Here is a 19,128-nt window from a genome sequence, read left to right as displayed (position 1 = left end):
GAAGGACGAAGTCGCGTGATGGGCAGGAGCGCCCCGGACCTGCTCAGATACACGGCTCCGGAGGAATCTTGCGCTTCCACGTATCTGGCGCGGGACGTGGGGCTCCTGATCATCGATCCCGCAGGTCGGGGATCACGCGCGGCCGCGTGGGGACCTCGTCCTGGACATGTGCCCGACGCGTGGTTCGTCCTTCTTGTCGGGGTTGTCCGGGCCGCCTACTGTGACAGGGGCGGCCGCCCGACGAGGCCGCCTGTGAGGGGTCCATGATGAGTGACGACCTGGTGGAGCCGGTGGACACCGCGCTCCGCGAGCAGGGCGAGGGGCTCGCCGACCGCGCGGCCCGAGCCGTGGTCGCGTACCGCGACGGGGACAGGGAGCCTCTCGCGGCGCTGGTGCAGGTGATGACGCCACTGCTGTGGCACACGGTGCGCGCCCAGGGCGCGGACACGGAGACCGCGCAGGACGTCGTGCAGAACGTGTGGCTCACCCTGGTGCGGGACATCGACGCGATCCGCGACCCTCGCGCCACGCTGCAGTGGATGCTCGTGACGGCCAAGCGGGCCGCCTGGCGATCGGTGCGGCGCTCGCGGGAGGACCTGGTGCGACAGGAGCAGGACGAGCACGTGACCGACTGGCTCGCGGCCCCGGTCGACGACCGCCCGGACACGGTGGCGGTCCGCTCCGAGCGCGACCAGATCCTGTGGGAGCACGTGTCGTCGCTGCCGGACCGCTGCCGTCGCCTGCTGGGCCTGGTGGCGCTCGTCGACAGGCCCGACTACACCGTGGTCTCGCGCGCGCTCGGCATGCCCGTCGGCAGCATCGGTCCCACCCGTGGTCGGTGTCTGGCCAAGCTGCGTCTCGCCCTCTCCTCCGACCCCGCCTGGAGCGTGTCATGACCGCCGACGAGAGCACGCTCGCCCTGGTCGCCGCCGGCGGCCTGGACGCCCACGACCTGGAGATCCTGCGCCAGATCGGCCTGATGGTCGATGCGATCGACCCGGTGCCCGCCGGGCTCGTGGAGAGCATCGGGATGGCCCTCACCATCGAGGCCCTGCACGCGGAGCTCGCCGAGCTGCACCTGGTCGGGGAGCCGGAGCTCGCGCGGCGAGCCGACGAGACGAGCATCGAGGCCGGCACGATCACGTTCACGACCGACGTCCTCACGGTGATGATCTCTGTCCACCCGGAGGCAGGTCGGGTCCGCGTCGACGGCTGGGCAGCACCGGCAGGTGAGCTGTCGGTCGAGCTGCACCAGTCCGGCGACGTGACGACCACGTCGTCCGACTCCGACGGACGCTTCTCGTTCTCCGACGTGGAGCACGGCCCGGCCCGGCTGGTCCTGCGTCGCCCGTCTGACCCGACGGTGCCGATCGTGACCCCACAGATCGAGCTCTAGGGCAGATGTCGGACCAGGGCGGCCCGGCGGCGACCGGGCCGCCCTCCCTGGACAGCCTCGCCGAGGCGGTCCAGAAGGCGGAGACGGAGAACGCGGAGGGCCGGCCGACCCGTGCGCGCAGGCGCCTGCGCCCGGTCCTGCGCGAGCTCGCGACGATGGAGCTGTCGTCGGCGGTCGTCCGGCTCCGCGCCCGGTCGCTGATCGAGCTCGCCAAGGCGGACTTCGAGACGCGTGGCGGTCCCCGGGCGGCGCTCGACGAGCTCGACGCGATGCTCGTGGCGCAGGAGGTCGACCTGAGGGTGCGATGGCAGGGCCTCGGGCCCGCCCTCGCCGGCCTGCGTGGTCTGCTCGCCCTGCGGGCGGGCCGTCACGAGGAGGCGCTGCGCTGGCTCGACGAGGCGGTGGCGTCCATCGACGCGGCCGAGGCGATCGACGGCTGCCGGGCGTTGCTGAACCGCGGCGTCCTGCACTCGGAGCTCCACCATGTCGCCCAGTCGCGGGCGGACTATGCCGAGTGTGCCCGCCGGTCGCGGCAGGCCGGGTTCGCGCGGCTGACGTTCAGGGCGGAGCACAACCTCGGCTACCTGGCCTTCGTCGAGGGCAAGCTGCCGGACGCGCTGGCGCGGATGGAGGTCGCGGCCCGCAGCCTGCCCGGCCCGCCGCACCCGATCCAGATGCTCGACCGGGCTCGGGTGCTCCTCGAGGCCGGGCTGGTCGGGGTCGCCGACACGACGTTCGCCGAGGCTGCGCAGCAGTTCGAGTCGCAGCACCTGCCGCGCGACGTCGCGGAGTGCGAGCTCGGTCGCGCGGAGTGCGCGATGCTGCGCGGCGACGTGTCGGCGGCCCGGCGGTTCGTCGCGTCGTCGGAGCGACGGTTCCGACGACGAGGGGACGAGGCCTGGGTGGTGCGGACGTCGCTGCTGGCCCTGCAGGCCGACGCCGTGACCTACGCGAGCGCGCTGGACGACGACCCCCGTACCCGGGCGCTGTGGGCCGGCCTGTCCCGTCGTGCGACGAAGCTGGAACGGTTGTGCCGGGCGACCGGTCGGACGAGCTGGGAGAGCGCCGCGGCGTACGTCCGGATCGAGGCCGACCTGTCCCGTGGGGCGGTCGCCGATCCGTCGAGCGTGCTCGAGGAGCTCGGCACGGTCCGGGGGAGCGACCCGGTGTCCGTCCGCCTGCACGGGCGATGGATCCGCGCGATGCTGGCGCTCGCCGCGGGCGACCGGGCGCGCGCCGGACGCTACGTCCGTGCAGGTCAGCGCGATCTCGCCCTGCACCGGTCCCGGTTCGGGTCCCTGGACCTGCGCACGGCGGGTGCCGTGCACGGGCGGGCGCTCGCGGACCTGGACGTGCGGCTGGCCCTGGCCGCCGACCGGCCGTCGGCGGTGCTGGACGCGGCCGAGCGCGTCCGGGCGGTGATCGGCGGGACCCCGAGGGTCAACCCGCCCGACGACCCGCACTCGGCCGAGCTGCTCACGCAGCTGCGGCGGCTGCTGGACGAGAACCGCGGAGTTCCCCAGCGGGCCGGTGCGGACCCGCAGCGCATCAGGATGATCCGTGAGGCACAGCGGCTCAAGCACGAGATCCTGGCGCGGTCGTGGCACGAGCGCGGTCGGGTGGGCGACGACCGTCCGGGCCGCGCGGTGGAGGTCCGGCGGATGCTCGACCAGCGGCCGGGGAGCACGGTGCTCGACGTGCTGAGCCACCGCGGTCAGATCCTCGCCGTGGAGATGGCGCACGGCCACGGCGTCCTGCACCACCTGGGCGACGCCGCAGCGACGGCCGAGCTGGTCCGGCGGGTGCACGCCGACCTCGAGGTCACGTCCAACACGCTCGTGCCCGCGGACCTGCGCGACGTCGCCCAGCGGTCGCTGCTGCACGGCATGACCGACCTGGAGAAGCGGCTGGCTCCGGCTCTGGGCGCTCCGGGGGAGCTCGTGGTCGTCGCGACCGGCTGGCTCGGCGTGCTGCCCTGGTCGATGCTCTCGTCCCGGATCGGCCGACCCACCGTGGTCGCGCCGTCGGTGCACCACTGGATGACGTTCGCCGGCACGGCGTCCGAGTCCCCGGTGCGGGTCAGCGCGGCGGCCGGTCCGGGTCTGCGGCACGCCGACTCCGAGGCCAGGGAGATCGCCGCCCTGTGGCCGGGTGGGGAGGCGGTCGTGGGGGAGGAGGCGACGGTCGCGCGGATGATCGAGATGCTCGGCTCGCCCGGTGTCGTCCATCTCGCGGCGCACGGGCGCCACGAGCCCGACAACCCGCTGTTCTCGTCGGTCCGCATGGCCGACGGTCCGCTGTTCGCCCACGAGCTGGACGCCGGCGGGCAGACCCCGGAGCTGGTGGTGCTGTCGAGCTGCGAGGTCGGTCGGGCCAGCATCCGAGCCGGCGGGGAGGCGCTCGGGATGGCCAGCGTGCTGCTGCGGCGCGGCGTCGGGTGCGTGGTGGCGGCGGTGGCTCCGCTGCCCGACGACACCGCGCTGCGCGTCATGACCCGTACGCACGCGCTGCTGCGGGAGGGCCGGCCGGTGGCCCACGCCGTCGCGACGGCCGTCGCGGAGGACGCCCAGGTCACGGGGGTCGTGGCGCCGCTGATGTGCTTCGGGGCGCCGGTCTGACGTCCGGCGCGATCGAGGTATCGCACCCGGATTTGGAGAGGCTCGACGGGTGCCGTAGGCTCATGGGGCCCAAGACCGCCGGTCGTCGGAGTCACCCTGTGTGAGTCCGCCCGAAGTCCCGCAGCAGCGGAGGCCAGCGCAGGTGAGTGTTCCCGGACGGACCGGCATGCCGTGTCCCGACGCCGAGCCCCGCGCCTGCGCGGGGCTCTTGTCATCTCCGATGACCGATCTGCGAGCCTGACGACCGGTGGCACCACCATCGGAAGGATTGCCATGGCGAGGCCGGACAAGGCAGCCGCTGTCGCAGAGCTCACGGACCTGTTCCGCGAGTCGAACGCGGCCGTGCTGACCGAGTACCGCGGGCTCACCGTCGCGCAGCTCAAGCGGCTGCGCAAGGCGCTCGGCGGTAACGCAACCTACGCCGTGGTGAAGAACACGCTGACCGCGATCGCGGCCAAGGACGCCGGACTGACTGGCCTCGACGACGCGCTCGCGGGCCCGTCGGCGATCGCCTTCGTCACCGGCGACCCGGTCGAGGCCGCGAAGGGTCTGCGTGACTTCGCCAAGGCGAACCCCGCACTGGTCATCAAGGGGGGCGTCCTCGACGGCCGCGCCCTGACCGCTGCGGACGTCACCAAGCTCGCGGACCTCGAGTCCCGCGAGGTCCTGCTGGCCAAGGCCGCCGGCGCGATGAAGGCCAAGCTCTACCAGGCCGCGTACGTCTTCACCGCGAACACCGCCCAGGCCGCCCGTGTCATCGATGCCCTGCGCCAGAAGCAGGAATCGGAAGGCGCAGCCGCCTGACCCTGTCCTGACGGGCAGCCAGTCGACGCGCACCACCCACACCCTGCTCCGGCGCTCGGGGACGACACCCCCGCCGGGCAACCGACGAAAGGAACGCCGATCATGGCGAAGCTCAGCACCGACGAGCTCATCGAGCAGTTCAAGGGCCTCACCCTCATCGAGCTCTCCGAGTTCGTGAAGGCGTTCGAGGACGTCTTCGAGGTCACCGCCGCCGCTCCCGTCGCCGTCGCGGCCCCCGCCGCCGGTGGCGCGGGTGCCGAGGTCGAGGCCGAGGAGGAGAAGGACTCGTTCGACGTCGTTCTCGAGGCCGCCGGCGAGAAGAAGATCCAGGTCATCAAGGAGGTGCGCGCGCTCACGTCGCTCGGCCTCAAGGAGGCCAAGGACCTCGTGGACGAGGCCCCCAAGGCCGTCCTGGAGGGCGTGAACAAGGAGGCGGCCGAGAAGGCGAAGGCCGCTCTCGAGGGCGCCGGCGCCACGGTCACCCTCAAGTGATCCGACCTCCGGCGCGGTCCTGACCGCTGCCGGAGCGATGCCTGACGCACGAAGGCCCGTGTCCCGCGAGGGGTGCGGGCCTTCGTCGTCGCCGCTCGGGCGCGAGCGCGGTCGCGAGCGGGTCCGACGGGGTGCTCCGCGGCGCCGCGCGGTCGCCCGGACTTTCACAGGAGCCGTGACGTGTGCCACCATGGCGCCCGGCGACAACGAGGTCGCCCGCCGGGCGTCACCGTCCGGTCGAGCCGGACATCCGGGCCTCGGGCACCACCCGGTGCCGAAGTGCCAGGACGTCGTCACCGGGTAGACTTCCCTGCCCGAGGCGGGTATGCTAGCGCTTTGCGCTGGCCTGTGCCCGCGATCCCGTATAACCCGAGCAGTGGACGCCGTACGTGCGCGACGTCTCTGGATCCGAGGCCGGGGGATCGCGCCTAGCCGGGCCGTGCGCAGCGTGCACTCGATCCGCAGGGAAGGACCCCTCTTGGCTGCCTCGCGCACCCCTTCTGCACCCTCCGCCGACGCCATCGCGAACCGCACCGCCTCTCGCCGCATCTCCTTCGCCAAGATCCATGAGCCGCTCGAGGTCCCGGACCTGCTCGGTCTGCAGACCGAGAGCTTCGACTGGCTGCTCGGGAACGAGCGCTGGCAGGGACGCGTCGCGAAGGCGCTCGAGAACGGTCGCCAGGACGTCCCGGAGACCGCTGGTCTCGAGGAGATCTTCGAGGAGATCTCCCCGATCGAGGACTTCGGCGGCTCCATGTCGCTCTCCTTCCGCGAGCACCGCTTCGAGCCGCCGAAGTACACGGCCGAGGAGTGCAAGGAGAAGGACTTCACCTTCGCCGCGCCGCTGTTCGTGACGGCGGAGTTCGTCAACTACACCACCGGTGAGATCAAGAGCCAGACGGTCTTCATGGGCGACTTCCCGCTCATGACGGAGCGGGGCACGTTCATCATCAACGGCACCGAGCGCGTCGTCGTCTCGCAGCTCGTCCGTTCGCCGGGCGTCTACTTCGAGCGCATCGCCGACAAGACGTCGGACAAGGACATCCTCACGGCGAAGGTCATCCCGAGCCGTGGGGCGTGGCTCGAGTTCGAGATCGACAAGCGTGACAACGTCGGCGTCCGCGTCGACCGCAAGCGCAAGCAGAACGCCACGGTGCTGCTCAAGGCGCTCGGCATGACCGAGTCGGAGATCCGCGAGGAGTTCGCGAACTACCCGGCCGTCATCGACACGCTCGAGAAGGACCACGTCCAGACGCAGGACGAGGCGCTGCTCGACCTCTACCGCAAGATCCGCCCGGGCGAGCCGCCCACGGTCGAGGCCGGTCGCGCGCTGATCGAGAACTTCTACTTCAACTCCAAGCGCTACGACCTCGCGAAGGTCGGCCGCTACAAGCTGAACAAGAAGCTCGGCCTGGACGTGCCGCTCGCGGACTCGGTGCTGTCCAAGGACGACGTCGTCGCCACGATCAAGTACCTCGCGTCGCTGCACATCGACCTGCAGCAGCTGCCCGGCACGCGGGCCGGCGAGGCGATCGAGATCCGCGTCGAGACGGACGACATCGACCACTTCGGCAACCGCCGGATCCGTGCGGTCGGCGAGCTCATCCAGAACCAGGTCCGCACAGGCCTGTCCCGGATGGAGCGCGTGGTGCGCGAGCGCATGACCACGCAGGACGTCGAGGCCATCACGCCGCAGACGCTGATCAACATCCGTCCCGTCGTGGCCTCCATCAAGGAGTTCTTCGGGACGAGCCAGCTCTCGCAGTTCATGGACCAGAACAACCCGCTCGCGGGCCTGACGCACAAGCGGCGTCTGTCGGCCCTCGGCCCGGGTGGTCTGTCCCGCGACCGTGCCGGCATGGAGGTCCGCGACGTCCACCCGTCGCACTACGGCCGCATGTGCCCGATCGAGACCCCTGAGGGCCCGAACATCGGCCTCATCGGCTCGCTCGCCACGTACGGGCGGATCAACCCGTTCGGGTTCGTCGAGACGCCGTACCGCAAGGTGACGGCCGGCCGCGTGACGGACGAGGTCCACTACCTCACGGCCGACGACGAGGACCGCCACGTCATCGCCCAGGCCAATGCGCCGCTCAAGGCGAACGGCGTCTTCGAGGAGGAGCGTGTCCTGGTCCGCGTCAAGGGCGGCGAGATCGAGTACGTCGCCGGCGAGAACGTCGACTACATGGACGTCTCCCCGCGCCAGATGGTGTCGGTGGCCACGGCCCTGATCCCGTTCCTGGAGCACGACGACGCCAACCGTGCCCTCATGGGCGCGAACATGCAGCGCCAGGCCGTGCCGCTCGTCCGCTCCGAGGCGCCGCTCGTCGGCACCGGCATGGAGCGTCGCGCGGCCATCGACGCGGGCGACGTCATCGTCGCGTCGAAGCCGGGTGTCGTCACCGAGGTCTCCGCCGACCTCATCTCCATCGCGAACGACGACGCGACCACCACGACGTACCGCGTCGCGAAGTTCCGTCGCTCCAACCAGGGCACGAGCTACAACCAGCGCGTGCTCGTCGACCAGGGCGCCCGCGTCGAGGTCGGCTCGGTGCTCGCCGACGGCCCCGCGACGGACGAGGGCGAGCTCGCGCTCGGCCGCAACCTGCTCGTGGCGTTCATGTCGTGGGAGGGCCACAACTACGAGGACGCGATCATCCTGTCGCAGCGTCTCGTGCAGGACGACATCCTGTCCTCGATCCACATCGAGGAGCACGAGGTCGACGCGCGCGACACCAAGCTCGGCCCCGAGGAGATCACGCGGGACATCCCGAACGTCTCCGAGGAGGTCCTCGCGGACCTGGACGAGCGCGGCATCATCCGCATCGGTGCCGAGGTCGCGGCGGGCGACATCCTCGTCGGCAAGGTCACGCCCAAGGGCGAGACCGAGCTGACCCCCGAGGAGCGCCTGCTCCGCGCGATCTTCGGCGAGAAGGCGCGCGAGGTCCGCGACACGTCGCTCAAGGTCCCGCACGGCGAGTCGGGCACGGTCATCGAGGTCCGCACGTTCAGCCGCGACGACGGCGACGAGCTGCCGGCCGGCGTGAACGAGCTGGTCCGCGTGTACATCGCGCAGCGCCGCAAGATCACCGACGGTGACAAGCTCGCCGGCCGTCACGGCAACAAGGGCGTCATCTCGAAGATCCTCCCGGTCGAGGACATGCCGTTCCTCGCGGACGGCACGGCGGTCGACGTCGTGCTCAACCCGCTCGGTGTCCCCGGCCGCATGAACGTCGGCCAGGTCCTCGAGACGCACCTCGGCTGGGTCGCCAAGCAGGGCTGGGACATCTCGCTCGCCGAGGGCGACGTGTCCTGGCGCGACGGCGTCCCGGACATCGCCGCGTCCTCGCCGCCCGGCAACCCCGTCGCGACCCCCGTGTTCGACGGCGTGCCGGAGCAGACCCTCACCGGCCTGCTGAGCAGCACGCTGCTCAACCGCGACGGGGTCCGCACCGTGGGTGGCGACGGCAAGGGCCGCCTGTTCGACGGGCGCTCGGGCGAGCCGTTCCCCGACCCGGTCGCGGTCGGCTACATGTACATCCTCAAGCTGCACCACCTGGTCGACGACAAGATCCACGCCCGTTCGACCGGCCCGTACTCGATGATCACGCAGCAGCCGCTGGGTGGTAAGGCGCAGTTCGGTGGTCAGCGGTTCGGCGAGATGGAGGTGTGGGCCCTCGAGGCGTACGGCGCCGCCTACACGCTGCAGGAGCTCCTCACCATCAAGTCCGACGACGTGCCCGGCCGCGTCAAGGTGTACGAGGCGATCGTCAAGGGCGAGAACATCCCCGACTCGGGCATCCCGGAGTCGTTCAAGGTTCTGCTCAAGGAGATGCAGTCGCTCTGCCTGAACGTCGAGGTGCTGTCCTCGGACGGCGTCTCCATCGACATGAAGGAGAACGACGACGAGGTCTACCGCGCCGCGGAAGAGCTCGGCATCGACCTGTCGCGCCGTCCCAACGCCAGCAGCGTCGAAGAGATCTGACGTCGAGCCCCGGTCCGGCTGCCTCCACAGGGTGCCGGACCGGGTGCCCGCACCCTTTAGCAACATTTCCGTCCGCCGGTCACCTGCCGCAGCGCAGGCCGGCAAGCGAAGGAAGTAGGACCCCCCTTGCTCGACGTCAACGTCTTCGACGAGCTTCGTATCGGCCTGGCCACGGCCGACGACATCCGTGCCTGGTCGCACGGTGAGGTGAAGAAGCCCGAGACCATCAACTACCGGACCCTGAAGCCGGAGAAGGATGGCCTGTTCTGCGAGAAGATCTTCGGTCCCACCCGGGACTGGGAGTGCTACTGCGGCAAGTACAAGCGCGTCCGCTTCAAGGGCATCATCTGCGAGCGCTGCGGTGTCGAGGTCACGCGCTCCAAGGTGCGTCGTGAGCGCATGGGCCACATCGAGCTCGCCGCCCCGGTCACCCACATCTGGTTCTTCAAGGGCGTCCCGTCGCGCCTCGGCTACCTGCTCGACCTCGCCCCGAAGGACCTCGAGAAGGTCATCTACTTCGCGGCCTACATGATCACGTGGGTCGACGTGGACGGTCGCCAGGAGGACCTCCCGAACCTCCAGAACGAGATCGACCTGGAGAAGAAGGAGATCTCGGACCGCCGCGACAACGACGTCAACACCCGCGCGCAGAAGCTCGAGGCCGACCTGGCCGAGCTCGAGGCCGAGGGTGCGAAGGCCGACGCGCGCCGCAAGGTCCGCGACTCGGCGGAGCGTGAGATGGCCCAGATCCGCAAGCGCTCGGACCTCGAGCTCGAGCGCCTGGACAACGTGTGGGACCGGTTCAAGAACCTCAAGGTCGCGGACCTCGAGGGCGACGAGCTGCTGTACCGGGCGCTGCAGGACCGCTACGGGAACTACTTCGAGGGCTCGATGGGCGCCGCGGCGATCCAGAAGCGTCTTGAGGCGTTCGACCTGGAGGCGGAGTCGGACAACCTGCGCGAGATCATCAAGACGGGCAAGGGCCAGCGCAAGACGCGTGCCCTCAAGCGTCTCAAGGTCGTCAACGCGTTCCTCACCACGACGAACTCGCCGACCGGCATGGTCCTCGACGCGGTCCCCGTCATCCCGCCGGACCTGCGTCCGATGGTCCAGCTCGACGGTGGCCGGTTCGCCACCTCGGACCTGAACGACCTGTACCGCCGCGTGATCAACCGGAACAACCGCCTCAAGCGGCTGCTCGACCTCGGTGCGCCCGAGATCATCGTCAACAACGAGAAGCGGATGCTCCAGGAGGCCGTGGACTCGCTGTTCGACAACGGCCGCCGTGGCCGTCCGGTCACCGGCCCGGGCAACCGCCCGCTCAAGTCGATCTCGGACATGCTCAAGGGCAAGCAGGGCCGGTTCCGCCAGAACCTGCTGGGCAAGCGCGTCGACTACTCGGGCCGTTCGGTCATCGTCGTCGGGCCGCAGCTCAAGCTGCACCAGTGCGGCCTGCCCAAGCAGATGGCGCTCGAGCTGTTCAAGCCGTTCGTGATGAAGCGTCTGGTGGACCTCAACCACGCGCAGAACATCAAGTCGGCCAAGCGCATGGTCGAGCGCGCGCGCCCGGTCGTGTGGGACGTGCTCGAGGAGGTCATCACCGAGCACCCGGTGCTGCTGAACCGTGCACCCACGCTGCACCGCCTGGGCATCCAGGCGTTCGAGCCCCAGCTCGTCGAGGGCAAGGCGATCCACCTGCACCCGCTCGTCTGCGCTGCGTTCAACGCGGACTTCGACGGTGACCAGATGGCCGTGCACCTGCCCCTGAGCGCGGAGGCGCAGGCCGAGGCCCGCATCCTCATGCTCTCGAGCAACAACATCCTCAAGCCGTCGGACGGCCGTCCGGTGACCATGCCCTCCCAGGACATGATCATCGGCCTGTTCCACCTGACGAGCGACAAGGAGGAGCCGCTGGGCGCCGGCCGTGCGTTCAGCTCGGTGTCCGAGGCGATCATGGCGTTCGACCAGGGCAGCCTGGACCTCAACGCCGTCGTGAAGATCCTCTTCGACGACCTCGTCCTGGCGGAGGGCGACGCGCCCGAGGGCTGGACCGAGGGCGAGCCGCTGCTCTTCGAGACGACGCTCGGCCGTGCGCTGTTCAACGAGCTGCTCCCGGTGGACTACCCGTACGAGAACGGCGTGGTCGACAAGAAGCGGCTCTCGGTGATCGTCAACGACCTGGCCGAGCGCTACCCGAAGGTCGCCGTCGCGGCGTCCCTGGACGCCCTGAAGGAGGCCGGCTTCCGCTGGGCCACCCGGTCGGGCGTGACGATCTCCATCTCGGACGTCGCGACGCCCGCCGCGAAGGCGGCGATCCTCGAGGAGCACGAGGCTCGTGCCGCGAAGGTCCAGGGCCAGTACGAGAAGGGTCTGATCACCGACGACGAGCGCCGTCAGGAGCTCATCGAGATCTGGACCCAGGCCACGGACAAGGTCGCCGAGGCGATGCGCGCGAACTTCCCGAAGGAGAACACCGTCTTCAAGATGGTGGGCTCGGGAGCCCGTGGCAACTGGATGCAGGTCCGGCAGATCGCCGGTATGCGTGGCCTGGTCGCCAACCCGAAGGGCGAGATCATCCCTCGTCCGATCAAGGCGAACTACCGCGAGGGCCTGTCCGTCCTCGAGTACTTCATCGCGACGCACGGTGCCCGCAAGGGTCTGGCGGACACCGCGCTGCGGACCGCCGACTCGGGTTACCTGACCCGTCGTCTGGTGGACGTCTCGCAGGACGTCATCGTCCGTGAGGACGACTGCGGGACGGAGCGCGGCCTCACCATGCCGATCGGCGTGCCGGCCGGCGACGGGACGCTGCGCCGTCACGACAAGGTCGAGACCAGCGTCTTCTCGCGGACCCTCGCGACGGACGCCGAGATCGACGGTGACGTCATCGGCCGGTCCGGCGACGACATCGGCGACGTGCTGCTCGACCGTCTCCTCGAGGCGGGCGTCACGGAGCTCAAGGTCCGCTCGGTCCTCACCTGCGAGTCGCGCGTCGGTACGTGCGCCCGCTGCTACGGCCGTTCGCTGGCCACCGGCAAGCTGGTCGACATCGGTGAGGCCGTCGGCATCATCGCGGCGCAGTCCATCGGTGAGCCCGGCACGCAGCTGACGATGCGTACGTTCCACACCGGTGGTGTGGCGTCGGCCGACGACATCACGCAGGGTCTGCCGCGTGTCCAGGAGCTCTTCGAGGCGCGTACCCCCAAGGGTGAGGCGCCGATCGCGGAGTTCTCCGGCCGGATCGTCATCGAGGAGGGTGACCGCTCGCGGCGCATCGTCCTGACGCCGGACGACGGCTCGGAGGAGATCGCCTACCCGATCACCAAGCGGTCGCGCCTGGTCGTGTCCGACGGTGACCACGTGACGGTCGGCGACCAGCTCGTCCAGGGCGCCGTCGACCCGAAGAAGGTGCTGCGCATCCTCGGCCCGCGGGCCACGCAGAAGCACCTGGTCGACGAGGTGCAGGAGGTCTACCGCTCCCAGGGCGTGGACATCCACGACAAGCACATCGAGGTCATCGTGCGGCAGATGCTGCGCCGTGTGACGGTCCTCGACTCCGGCACCACGGACCTGCTGCCCGGCGAGCTCGCCGAGCGCGGCCGGTTCGAGGACGCCAACCGCGGCGCGATGTCCGAGGGCGGCCAGCCGGCCTCGGGTCGTCCGGAGCTCATGGGCATCACGAAGGCGTCGCTCGCGACGGACTCGTGGCTCTCGGCGGCCTCCTTCCAGGAGACCACCCGGGTGCTCACCGAGGCGGCGATGTCGGGTCGTTCCGACCCGCTGCTCGGCCTCAAGGAGAACGTCATCCTCGGCAAGCTCATCCCCGCGGGGACGGGTCTGCCGCGCTACGGCAACATCGCCGTGGAGCCCACGGAGGAGGCGAAGGCCGAGCTGTACCCGACCTTCGGCTACGACGAGATCGACTTCCCCGCCCTGGGCCTCGGCTCGGGCGAGGCGATCCCGCTCGAGGACATCGACTTCGGCGACTACCGCTGATCGATCTGCACCACGCCCGAGGGGGCTCACCGGTCCGGTGGGCCCCCTCGGGCGTTCTCGGACGGCCGCGACAACCTGGGTGGGGAGACCGCATGTGGTGGACGGTGCGTGGTACGGCGCCGGTGCTGGTGGGCGCCCTCGTGCTCGCTGGTTGCTCGAGCACCGACGAGCCGGTGGACTACCCGTCGGGGACGCGGTGGATCATCCCCAACCAGCCGCCGGTCGAGATCGACGGGTACACCGTGCAGGCCACCGTCGAGGACGGTGACACGGCGACGGTGTCCGTCTCGGATGCTGCCGGGTCGACCGGCCGCGCCACGCTGGACGTCGGGGAACGAGCGACCATCGACGGTCTGACCGTCACCCTGGTCGGCGTCGAGGACCGTTCGAGCCCCGACGACGGTCCGGGTGAACCGTCGCAGGCCGTCCTGGTGCTGCCCGGCTGACCCCACAGCGGTGGTGTCCTGGGCCCACCGTAGGCCCATGTTGGGCCCCCGGGCCGTGTCGTCGACGGCGTCGGGCCAGGACGATCACCACATGACATGCATCGATCGGGGTCGGGGCAGGGAGCGGGGTGCTGCTTCCGTCGAGTACGTCGGCATCGTCATCGTCGTCGTGGTCCTCGTCGCTGCGCTCGTCGCGGCGAGCCAGATGTCGGGCGTCGGCCAGACCGTCGCCGACAAGATCGGCTGCGCCGTCCGCGCGCTCGGTACGCAGGCCGGAGACTGCGGCGGCACCGACGCACCCACGGTCTACGACGGCGACGGCGCGGGCGCTCCCGCCGGTCCGTCGGACGGCGGGGGTTCGGCGCCGGCCACGGACCCGACGAAGTACGCCAACGCGTCGGACGACGACGAGCCCGTCGACCAGGAGGACGTCGAGAGTGCGCTCGACCACCTGCGAGACGCCCTCGACGGCGGGTTCTGGGGCGTGCGGGGAGGGGACCTGGACGACGCCCGGGAGGCGATCGAGGGTCTCAACGGCGCGGAGATCGACCAGCTGATCGCCTCGATGAGCGACGACGAGCTGAAGGACTGGGTCGACGAGCTGGACGACGGCTGGTTCGGCGGAGGCTGGTCGCGCGACGAGCGCCGGACCCTCTGGGAGCTGTTCGCCTCGAAGGCCGGCAAGGCGACGCTCGACCGGCTGGCCAAGTTCACCGACGAGCTTCAGCCCAGCTTCGACGGCGTCGGAGGTGATGGTGCGCGGGACAACCCCGACGAGCCCGGCGAACACCGGGAAGTACGGCGAGGTGGAGCACAGCCTGTTCGTGGGGTCGGTGAGCCCGACGGACGTCTCTCAGGGACAGATCGGCGACTGCTGGTACATGGCGTCCATGATGGCGGTCGCCCAGGCGGACCCGGACCTGATCCGCCAGGCCATCACCCAGAACGCCAACGGTTCGTACACCGTGCGGCTCTACCCCGACGGCAAGGCGGTGAACGTCACGGTGACGCCCGACATGGTGCTCATGTCCAACGGCGACCCGGCGTTCGCGAGCAACGACGGCCGCGTCTCGCCCTATGAGCTGTGGCCGATGGTCCTGGAGAAGGCACTGGCCGTGCAGTACGGCGACTACGACGAGATCGAGGGCGGCTACACCGAGGTGGGCATGACGCTCCTGACGGGTGTCCCGTCGGAGCACCACGACACCGACGACCTCAGCATCGGTGACCTCGCGGGGGTGCTGGCCGACGGCGGAGCGATCGGGTTGTCGTCGCTCCCGAACGACGACAACCCCTACTACAAGGACGACAAGGGTGTGGACCAGCTGCACTCCCACCACGCCTACTACGTGCAGTCGGTGGACGTGAAGAACGGCACCGTGACGGTGGTGAACCCGTGGGGCATCGCCTCCTACCCGCCGATCACGATGGACTACGACGACTACGTGGACGCGTTCCGCGCCGTGGACACGAATGCGGTGCGTTGAGGTGCGGATAGCCTTCCGGGCAGGTCGACAGGAGAGGGGTGCACCGATGGCACGCTGGGGACGGTGGATCTCGGCCGCGGCCGTCGTCGTGGTGACGAGCCTGGCGATGGCGGGGTGCGGTGCCGACGAGCCGGACCCCGGGGCGTCGTCGCCCGACGGCGGCGTCCGGCTGCAGGAGAACATCCCGACTGCTCTCGACGACCTCACGGTGATCGCGAGCAACATCGACGACGACCACGTGTCGCTGTCGGCCCACCGGGCAGGCGAGGTCGCCCAGTCGTCCGGTGCGAAGGTCGGCGAGACCGTGACCGTCGCGGGCAGGGACTTCACCCTCGTCTCCGTGCACGTCGACGACAGCGACGGTGCCCCCGGGAGCTCGCAGAGCTACGCATGGGTGGTCCCGTCGGCACCCTGACGGCTCTCGAAGGCCCGCAGGACGTCCGAGACCGCGCAGTGCCTGCCTCGATGCTGCCGGAACGTGACGATCGCCGCTTTGACGCTTCCAGCGGCGCCCGGTAACGTAGGACACCGTGCCCGCGCCGTCGGGCTCTCGCGCATGCACTCGGTGGAAGCTTCCTGGTCAGGCCTCGATAGGGGCTGTCGGCCGGGACGGCGGTCCGGGAGCATCGGGTGGTCCTTGTCCACCGCGCCGTCTCTCCGCCAAGGCAGCTTTGCGGATGTGGCGGGTGCGGAGAGCGGGGCGACACGCCCGAGCGCGGGGGTCGGTGCGGGACGAACGACCTCCGGGGTAGTCGCGCGACGGGCGACGATCCCCGAGCATGCCGGCCGTCCAGGGTGACGGGTGCCGGTCGACCAGAGTGACATCCAACAGACGGAGACGTAGTGCCTACGATCCAGCAGCTGGTCCGCAAGGGCCGGCAGGCGAAGACGAACAAGTCGAAGACGCCTGCCCTCAAGGGCAGCCCTCAGCGACGCGGTGTGTGCACCCGCGTCTACACCACGACCCCGAAGAAGCCGAACTCCGCGCTCCGCAAGGTGGCGCGCGTCCGTCTCTCGAGCCAGGTCGAGGTCACCGCGTACATCCCGGGCGTCGGCCACAACCTGCAGGAGCACTCGATCGTGCTCGTGCGCGGCGGTCGTGTGAAGGACCTCCCGGGTGTCCGGTACAAGATCGTCCGCGGCGCCCTCGACACGCAGGGCGTGAAGAACCGCAAGCAGGCGCGCAGCCGCTACGGCGCGAAGAAGGTGGGCTGATGCCTCGCAAGGGTCCGGCCCCGAAGCGGCCGCTCATCGTCGACCCGGTCTACGGGTCCCCGGTCGTCACGCAGCTGATCAACAAGGTCCTGCTCGACGGCAAGAAGTCCGTCGCGGAGGCCATCGTCTACGGCGCCCTCGAGGGTGTGCGTGAGAAGACGCAGGGCGACCCGGTCGTCGTGCTCAAGCGCGCGCTGGACAACGTCCGCCCGTCGCTCGAGGTCCGCTCGCGCCGCGTCGGTGGTGCGACCTACCAGGTCCCCGTCGAGGTGCGTCCGGTCCGCCAGACCACGCTCGCGCTGCGCTGGCTCACCGACTACTCCCGCGCTCGTCGCGAGAAGACGATGACCGAGCGCCTCATGAACGAGATCCTCGACGCGTCCAACGGCCTCGGTGCCGCGGTGAAGCGCCGTGAGGACATGCACAAGATGGCCGAGTCCAACAAGGCCTTCGCGCACTACCGCTGGTAATCCCGGCACCCACGGGCGCTGCGCCGCCGGTCCGTTCTCCGGACCGGACCGGTGGCGCCACCCAAGCCAACCGACAAGGGGCAACTCACGTGGCACTGGACGTGCTGACGGACCTCACGAAGGTCCGCAACATCGGCATCATGGCGCACATCGATGCCGGCAAGACGACGACCACCGAGCGGATCCTGTTCTACACCGGGGTCAACTACAAGATCGGTGAGACGCACGACGGTGCGTCGACGATGGACTGGATGGAGCAGGAGCAGGAGCGCGGCATCACGATCACGTCCGCCGCGACGACCTGCTACTGGCACGACAACCAGATCAACATCATCGACACCCCCGGCCACGTGGACTTCACGGTCGAGGTCGAGCGCTCGCTGCGCGTCCTCGACGGCGCCGTTGCCGTCTTCGACGGCAAGGAGGGCGTCGAGCCCCAGTCGGAGACCGTGTGGCGCCAGGCCGACAAGTACGACGTCCCGCGCATCTGCTTCGTCAACAAGATGGACAAGCTCGGCGCGGACTTCTACTTCACGGTCGACACCATCGTGAACCGCCTCAAGGCCAAGCCGCTGGTCATCCAGCTGCCCATCGGCTCCGAGAGCGACTTCATCGGCGTCGTGGACCTGGTCACCATGCGCGCTCTCGTGTGGCGCGGCGAGACGGCCCTCGGCGAGAAGTACGAGGTCGAGGACATCCCGGCCGACCTGGTCGAGAAGGCCGACAAGTACCGGGCCGAGCTGCTCGAGGCCGTCGCCGAGACGGACGACGAGCTGCTCGAGAAGTTCCTCGGTGGCGAGGAGCTGACGGTCGCCGAGATCAAGGCCGGCATCCGCAAGCTCACCGTCAAGTCCGAGGCCTACCCCGTGCTGTGCGGCTCGGCGTTCAAGAACAAGGGCGTCCAGCCCATGCTCGACGCCGTCATCGACTACCTGCCGACGCCCCTGGACGTCCCGGCGGTCGAGGGCCACGACATGAAGGACCCGGAGCTCGTCGTCGAGCGCCACCCCGACTCGACGGAGCCGTTCTCGGCCCTCGCGTTCAAGGTCGCCTCGCACCCGTTCTTCGGCAAGCTCACCTACGTCCGGGTGTACTCCGGCAAGGTGGCGCAGGGCGCCCAGGTGCTCAACTCGACCAAGAACAAGAAGGAGCGCATCGGGAAGCTCTTCCAGATGCACTCCAACAAGGAGAACCCGGTCGAGGACGCCACGGCCGGTCACATCTACGCGTTCATCGGCCTCAAGGACGTCACCACGGGCGACACGCTGTGCGACCCGGGCTCGCCGGTCGTGCTCGAGTCCATGACGTTCCCCGAGCCGGTCATCGACGTCGCGATCGAGCCCAAGACGAAGGGTGACCAGGAGAAGCTCTCCGTGGCCATCCAGAAGCTGGCCGAGGAGGACCCGACCTTCCGCGTCAAGCACGACGAGGAGACCGGCCAGACCGTCATCGGCGGCATGGGCGAGCTCCACCTCGACATCCTCGTGGACCGCATGCGTCGCGAGTTCAAGGTCGAGGCCAACGTCGGCAAGCCGCAGGTCGCGTACCGCGAGACGATCCGCCGCACGGTCGAGAAGATGGACTACGTCCACAAGAAGCAGACCGGTGGCTCGGGCCAGTACGCGAAGGTCCAGATGTCCTTCGAGCCGCTGGACCCCGCCGAGGGCGAGCTGTACGAGTTCTCGAACAAGGTCACCGGTGGCCGCATCCCGCGCGAGTACATCCCGTCGGTCGACGCCGGCATCCAGAGCGCGATGCAGCTCGGCGTGCTGGCGGGCTTCCCGCTCGTGGGCGTCAAGGCGATCCTGCTCGACGGTGCCTCGCACGACGTCGACTCCTCGGAGATGGCGTTCAAGATCGCGGGCTCGATGATCCTCAAGGAAGCGGTCCGCAAGGCCGACCCGGTCCTCCTGGAGCCGGTCATGGCCGTCGAGGTCCGTACTCCCGAGGAGTACATGGGTGACGTCATCGGCGACATCAACTCGCGCCGCGGCATGATCCAGTCCATGGAGGACGCGACGGGCGTGAAGGTCATCCGCGCCCAGGTGCCGCTCTCCGAGATGTTCGGGTACGTCGGGGACCTGCGGTCGAAGACCCAGGGCCGCGCCGTGTACTCGATGCAGTTCGACAGCTACGCCGAGGTTCCTCGCAACGTGGCAGAAGAGATCATCAAGAAGACCCGGGGCGAGTAGTCCCACAGGTCGACACCTGTAGTTCCA

13 protein-coding genes are annotated in these 19,128 nt (G+C 69.7%); all 13 read left to right on the top strand.

Annotated features, from left to right (window positions below):
• The first annotated feature begins 266 nt into the window (after positions 1-266).
• The 13 genes from ACVW07_RS06500 to fusA all read left to right on the top strand — a co-directional run bounded on the left by ACVW07_RS06500 (position 267) and on the right by fusA (position 19,101).
• Entirely contained in the window at positions 267-896 is a 630-nt protein-coding gene (locus tag ACVW07_RS06500; RefSeq protein ID WP_456818446.1) for an RNA polymerase sigma factor, read from the top strand.
• A complete protein-coding gene (locus ACVW07_RS06495; protein ID WP_456818445.1) occupies positions 893-1,396 on the top strand; it encodes a carboxypeptidase regulatory-like domain-containing protein in 504 nt (167 codons plus the stop codon). Before ACVW07_RS06500 ends, ACVW07_RS06495 begins: the two co-directional genes overlap by 4 nt.
• A gap of 5 nt (positions 1,397-1,401) precedes the next feature.
• Complete coding sequence (locus ACVW07_RS06490) at positions 1,402-4,014, top strand: CHAT domain-containing protein (RefSeq protein WP_456818444.1); 2,613 nt, start codon at positions 1,402-1,404, stop codon at positions 4,012-4,014.
• A gap of 273 nt (positions 4,015-4,287) precedes the next feature.
• Positions 4,288-4,818, top strand: coding sequence for a 50S ribosomal protein L10 (gene rplJ / locus ACVW07_RS06485; RefSeq protein ID WP_456818443.1), 531 nt, complete (start codon positions 4,288-4,290; stop codon positions 4,816-4,818).
• Between the two features lie 102 nt (positions 4,819-4,920).
• The gene (rplL, locus tag ACVW07_RS06480) at positions 4,921-5,310 is read left to right on the top strand and encodes a 50S ribosomal protein L7/L12 (RefSeq protein WP_456818442.1); all 390 of its coding nucleotides are present in this window, start codon (positions 4,921-4,923) and stop codon (positions 5,308-5,310) included.
• A gap of 478 nt (positions 5,311-5,788) precedes the next feature.
• Positions 5,789-9,295, top strand: coding sequence for a DNA-directed RNA polymerase subunit beta (gene rpoB / locus ACVW07_RS06475; RefSeq protein ID WP_456818441.1), 3,507 nt, complete (start codon positions 5,789-5,791; stop codon positions 9,293-9,295).
• A gap of 126 nt (positions 9,296-9,421) precedes the next feature.
• Complete coding sequence (locus ACVW07_RS06470; RefSeq protein ID WP_456818440.1) at positions 9,422-13,291, top strand: DNA-directed RNA polymerase subunit beta'; 3,870 nt, start codon at positions 9,422-9,424, stop codon at positions 13,289-13,291.
• A gap of 92 nt (positions 13,292-13,383) precedes the next feature.
• The gene (locus tag ACVW07_RS06465; RefSeq protein WP_456818439.1) at positions 13,384-13,737 is read left to right on the top strand and encodes a hypothetical protein; all 354 of its coding nucleotides are present in this window, start codon (positions 13,384-13,386) and stop codon (positions 13,735-13,737) included.
• 755 nt (positions 13,738-14,492) lie between these two features.
• Entirely contained in the window at positions 14,493-15,224 is a 732-nt protein-coding gene (locus ACVW07_RS06460) for a C2 family cysteine protease (protein WP_456818438.1), read from the top strand.
• Between the two features lie 46 nt (positions 15,225-15,270).
• Complete coding sequence (locus ACVW07_RS06455) at positions 15,271-15,639, top strand: hypothetical protein (protein ID WP_456818437.1); 369 nt, start codon at positions 15,271-15,273, stop codon at positions 15,637-15,639.
• Between the two features lie 428 nt (positions 15,640-16,067).
• Positions 16,068-16,439 (top strand): 30S ribosomal protein S12, encoded by a 372-nt coding sequence (gene rpsL, locus ACVW07_RS06450; RefSeq protein WP_013770160.1) that lies wholly within the window; start codon positions 16,068-16,070, stop codon positions 16,437-16,439.
• Entirely contained in the window at positions 16,439-16,909 is a 471-nt protein-coding gene (gene rpsG / locus ACVW07_RS06445) for a 30S ribosomal protein S7 (protein WP_203747503.1), read from the top strand. The genes rpsL and rpsG overlap by 1 nt, the downstream gene beginning before the upstream one ends.
• Before the next feature lie 89 nt (positions 16,910-16,998).
• Entirely contained in the window at positions 16,999-19,101 is a 2,103-nt protein-coding gene (gene fusA / locus ACVW07_RS06440) for an elongation factor G (protein ID WP_456818436.1), read from the top strand.
• Positions 19,102-19,128: the final 27 nt, after the last annotated feature.

Source organism: Cellulomonas sp. URHB0016 (assembly GCF_054057935.1).
This window is presented reverse-complemented; position numbering and strand designations above follow the sequence as displayed.